Origin of the sequence: Moorena sp. SIO4A1, assembly GCF_010672065.1 — a bacterium.
Classification (GTDB): Bacteria; Cyanobacteriota; Cyanobacteriia; order Cyanobacteriales; family Coleofasciculaceae; genus Moorena.
The window spans coordinates 1-3,688 of record NZ_JAAHHX010000177.1 but is presented as its reverse complement, the minus strand read 5'-3'; the positions used below and the strand labels follow the sequence as shown (position 1 = coordinate 3,688).

Here is a 3,688-nt window from a genome sequence, read left to right as displayed (position 1 = left end):
TGCTGAGGGTGGCCTTCGGTCAATCGCATTTTTGGAGCTGCCTGTTTACCTGGTGATCTGCTGGTCATCTAACACTAGGGGTGTTAATTTGCTGAACAATTTAGTAGAACAAATAAAATTGAGAGTGGTTTTAGCTAACCACGAAGACCCAAAGAACGGGAAGGACGATCGGGGGTTAAACGATAGGAGGATTCTCTCGATTGCTCAATTCTGAGGGTGGGCGATCGCTACTCCAAGCCCACCATACATAGCCACACTGACATTGATAAAACTCTTGCCACTTCCGGCGGTGGTCTTCACCCATCACTGGTGAGGAGCGATTAATCCAAACCTTCTCAGCTTCTAGAACAGATGCTCGACAACTAGGACAACAGAATTCCAAGGCATGGGTGGCTGATTTGGTCCACTGAGGCGGTAAGGGGGCAAAAGCATCCATATATATAGCAATCCTCTGGGGGTCTCGGGGGGTAATAGTTGGCAATAGTTACGTTAATGTGGGATTCTTTATTTCCCTGAGACTATTTTAGGGGTTCTACCATCTAGAAATTGCCCTGAATAGTATATTGTTATAGCTGCTAGCTTGACCCAGTAACTCTGCCATAGAATCTGATCGTGCTAGTTCATGGCTAAATTGCCTAATTGGAAACACAAGGGCCCATGTCTCATCCCTTATATCTCAATCTTATTTCCTTCTGTGGTATTTTTGCCCTATGTTTCATTGCTTGGCTCAGTTCAGAGCATCGCCGCGTAATTCCTTGGAAAGTGATCATTTTCGGCATTGGTTTACAACTGGTCATGGGACTGTTAATATTCCTGTTTGCCCCCACCCGCCAATTCATCCTCGGTTTGAATGACGCTCTCAATGCTATCTTGGATGCGTCAGAAGCAGGAGCTAGGTTTATGCTCGGTGGTGGTAATTCTGCCTTTGTTCCTGATCCAGAATTGATGGTTGGTCCTGGTCCAGCGGGACGCTGGATTTACCGAGCAGTGGGAACTCCTTACGTTTCTGTCCCAGGGGATCGCCTCACTCCAGATAATCTGAATTTCGGCTTTATTTTTGCCTTCCGCTCCCTACCCCAGGTGGTTTTCTTTTCCGCTTTGATTGCTCTGTTGTATAGACTGCATGTGATCCAGCCAGTGGTTCAGGTCTTTGCCAGACTATTCCGGGCAACTATGAGTATTAGTGGTGCTGAATCCCTATCAGGAGCAGCGAATATTTTTGTAGGGATTGAATCAGCGATCGCAGTCAAGCCATTCTTAGCCGATATGACCCGCAGCGAACTGTGTGCTATCCTTACATGCTGCTTTGGTTCGATTGCTTCAACAGTATTGGCTCTCTATAGCAGTTTGTTGCGACCGACTTTCCCCACCATTACTGGTCACTTGATGTCCGCTTCTGTGCTAACTATTCCCGCCTGCTTCGTGATGGCGAAACTGATTGTGCCAGAAACCGATGTGCCCAAAACCTTAGGGAAGGTACCAACAGAGGAAGAAGACCCGAATCAGAAAAAACCTAGCCCCATCGATAGTTTAATTGTGGGAGCATGGGATGGAGTGAGGATGGCTGTGGGAATTGCCGCTGTAGTCATTGCTATCTTAGGCTTAGTGGCACTCGTCAATACTTTTTTTGCTTATTTGGCTAATTTGGCTGCTAGTGACAATCCCCTACTACAGCTAATCGGTAATATCTTTAGTGTGATTACCTTAGATAATATCTTTGGGGTACTATTTTTGCCCTTGACCTTTCTCACTGGTGTTTCCCTAGATTGGCAAGAACTGTGGCAAGCCTCTGTGCTGATCGGTCAACGGTTATTGCAAACCGAGATTCCTTCCTATCTTAGGTTAGCCCAGCTATCAGCCCAGGGATTAATTAGCGATCGCGCTATTTTGATTATCAGCTATGTCCTCTGTGGCTTTGCTCATATTGCATCCTTTGGCATTTTTGTTGGTGGTTTAGCGAGTCTGGTTCCCGAACGTCGTGCTGACATTAGCGCCATTGGCTGGAAAGCTCTCTGGGCAGCAACTTTAGCTACATACATGACTGGCTGTATTGCTGGTGTGTTTGATTTTGGCAACCCAGCAATTTTGGGAAAATAGTCTGAAGTCAGCAAATGTGAAGTCTAAATTCTAAATTCTAAATTCTAAATTCTAAATTTTAAATTCTAAATTATACTTGGTGGTGCGTTACGGGGCGAACTATTGCAACGCTGGCTACGAAGTGGAAAATTAGGGCGAGCCCGCCCCTAACGCACCCTACATTCTGAAATGGGAAAAATTGTAATTGATATTTCATAATTTCTCCTGCATAATTCCATGAAACGTAACCAACTTTGGCTGATTGGTCTAACTCTGCTAACTACCCTATTACTAATAATTGGGGGGCGCACCCCAGGGTCTAAACCTGAGCAATTGACTATACCAATACAATCATTACCAGCTCAAGCTCAATTGTCTGCCCTAGCAGCGCCCACTACTGCTGATACCTCAGCCCATACTTTAAGACTTAATCAAGAACCTTATAAAGATCTCACAAAGCGCTTTCAGGTGGGTATACTGGAAGGATATAAGGTTAGTACCATAGGTGGTTTCCCCTTAATTGAAGCACCCGATGGTAACTTAGCCTACACGGTGCTTGTAGAACAAAGAGCGACAGATCCTCCATTAAGCAACGCTTCCCTAGCACAGATTGCTATTGAACAGTTTAGGCGGGGTGAAGGATTTCAAACCGGTAATTTTCAGCCAGTACCAGGAGGGGTGTCTCTTCCTTGGAGAGGTAGCTTAACCCTAGGTGGTCAGACTCAGCCAGTCAGTGGAGTGATCTTGGCGCGTCAGCTGGGTAAAAATGTGGTGGTGATGCTAATTTGCGCCACAGAATCAGCTCAGGGAGACGTTAAAGATGCCATTGCACTTTTGGCTAAAACTCTCAAATCTCTTTAAGGTCAATGGCATGCTCCTTACGCTTCAGGGAAGCTGGTAATTGTCCATCGTCTATGGTGCATTATTTTTTCTCCACCAAAGCTGCCTTTACTTACCAAATATAGGCAGTTTTCTGTGCTGCTCACTTCAAGTAACATCGGATTAATTACCTCCTTAGAAGGGGTTATTCCTTGAGGATTTATTAGTTATTAAAAAAAATAAACTAACCACTAATCAAGATAGGTTTTCCAAATGATATGTAAATATAATATGTCTTTTTTTATTGTCAAATAAAACTCCGGCTCTCTTTCCTAGGTTGCTTTTTTCCTCTTGTCTGCCAGGCAATTTATGCAACAAGTGTGTTTACAATCCATATAAAACCCTATAACTAGCTTTAACAAAAATTACTGTATAGAGCATCAGAGTCAGTGTGACTTTATTTCTTTTTCAAAAAAGTATCAATAATCCGGATCTATTTAATTAATATTGTATTGATAATTATCCCTGATGCTATCTAGATTTTTTTTTTATCTTTTTCTAGGTAATTAATAGGTGATTTGAGCTTTAAATAATCTTCAGGTTTTTTATTGAATAGTTTATATTTTCGGTACTCTATTAGTAGCTATTATATTTAATTAAAATTAAGCCTTGATTATAGTAAAGATTTATAATAGATATTTGATAAGCTAATTATTCCATAATTAATCGGGATTTTTAATACAAAGTAATATCAAATATTTTCAATTAAAAATGTTTAAAATAATTTAATTAA

At 42.1% G+C, this 3,688-nt stretch carries 3 protein-coding genes; 2 read left to right on the top strand and 1 reads right to left on the bottom strand.

The genetic code is table 11. The annotated features are described in order from the left end of the window. Positions 1–175: 175 nt before the first annotated feature. Positions 176–436, bottom strand: a complete 261-nt coding sequence (locus F6K53_RS35685) for a hypothetical protein (RefSeq protein WP_071105323.1) — start codon at positions 434–436, stop codon at positions 176–178. 221 nt (positions 437–657) lie between these two features. On the opposite strand from F6K53_RS35685, the gene F6K53_RS35680 reads away from it, so the two are divergent. Beyond that, positions 658–2,097 (top strand): nucleoside transporter C-terminal domain-containing protein, encoded by a 1,440-nt coding sequence (locus tag F6K53_RS35680; protein ID WP_293084088.1) that lies wholly within the window; start codon positions 658–660, stop codon positions 2,095–2,097. A 216-nt stretch (positions 2,098–2,313) separates the two neighbouring features. Then, positions 2,314–2,937 carry a hypothetical protein gene (locus tag F6K53_RS35675; protein WP_293084085.1) on the top strand — a complete coding sequence of 208 codons (624 nt, stop codon included), beginning with the start codon at positions 2,314–2,316 and terminating at the stop codon, positions 2,935–2,937. The last annotated feature ends 751 nt before the right edge of the window (positions 2,938–3,688 follow it).